We start from the raw sequence: 1,080 nt of genomic DNA, 5'->3' as shown, positions 1-1,080 counted from the left end.
GAAGCCTGTATACGAGCGTCATTCCGAACCTGCTGGTGCCGGAGATCGCCGAGCGGATCAACCGCAGCCCGGCCCGCGTCGTCTACGTCTGCAACGTGATGAGCCAGCCGGGCGAGACCGACAACTTCTCGGCGGCCGACCACGTGGCCGCCCTGCTGAGCCGGACGCCCCTGCGGCGCATCGACGTGGCCGTCGTCAACTCGCGGCGGGCTGCGAAACCGTTGATGGAGCGGTATGAGAAGATGAACCAGTACTGGGTTCCGCCGACGGTCACCCGCATCGAGGATCGCGGCATCCGCGTCGTCAGCGGCGATTTCCTCCAGGAGACGGACATGGTGCGGCACGACTCGCGCGCGCTTGCCAACGTTCTAGCGGCGCTGATCGCCGAAGACCCGGCCGTGTCGATTCCCGCGTGAGCCGCCTGTATCATCTTGCGCTGAAACGAGACCTTCTGTCCGCTCCGCCGTCGCTTCCCTGCTGTTGCGAATCGTTCCTGGCCGGCGTCGCGCGTCGTCGCGGCTCGGCGATGACCGTTCGGGGGCCGCGCCGCCTCCGCCGGTTGCTGAGAAACGGCGTCGACGCGGTCCTTCCCCCCGGCGTCGCGATGGAGAAGACCGGTCGCGAGCTGCGCATCGGCGGCATTGACCCGACCGCCCTGCGCCGGAACACGGCGGAGCGCCTGAACATCCAGGCGGCCGGCGCATCGGGCGGCCACTGCCCGCGGGCGTTTCTGCGGGGCCTGTTCATACGGGCGGGCTACATGCAGGACCCCGAGCACGGTTACCACCTGGAGATCGTGCTTCCGGGGACATGGGCTTTCCGGCTGCTGCGCATCAGCGCCCGGGCCCTCCGGCTGCGGTTCAGGTTCTGCCGGCGCCGGGGGCGGATCGTCGCATATATCAAGGGGGCGAAACAGCTCGTCCGGGTGCTGAAGCTGTTCGAATCGTTCGACCGCGCTCTCCATCTCGAGGATCTGATCGCGACGCGACAGTTGCTGGGTACGGTGAATCGGCAGGTGAACTTCGAGACGGCGAACATCAACAAGCAGGTGGCGGCCGCGGAGCGCCAGTGCGAGCAGAT

2 protein-coding genes are annotated in these 1,080 nt (G+C 67.6%); both read left to right on the top strand.

Going from position 1 to position 1,080, the window contains the following annotated elements; all coding sequences use genetic code 11:
• On the top strand, positions 1 to 416 hold a 416-nt coding region (locus PLU72_20295; protein ID HOT30525.1), incomplete at its 5' end, for a 2-phospho-L-lactate transferase CofD family protein.
• Positions 413 to 1,080, top strand: a 668-nt coding sequence (whiA, locus tag PLU72_20290; protein HOT30524.1) for a DNA-binding protein WhiA, incomplete at its 3' end; no start/stop codon positions are given. The genes PLU72_20295 and whiA, both read left to right, overlap by 4 nt.

Source organism: Candidatus Ozemobacteraceae bacterium, assembly GCA_035373905.1.
GTDB lineage: Bacteria > Muiribacteriota > Ozemobacteria > Ozemobacterales > Ozemobacteraceae > MWAR01.
This window is presented reverse-complemented; position numbering and strand designations above follow the sequence as displayed.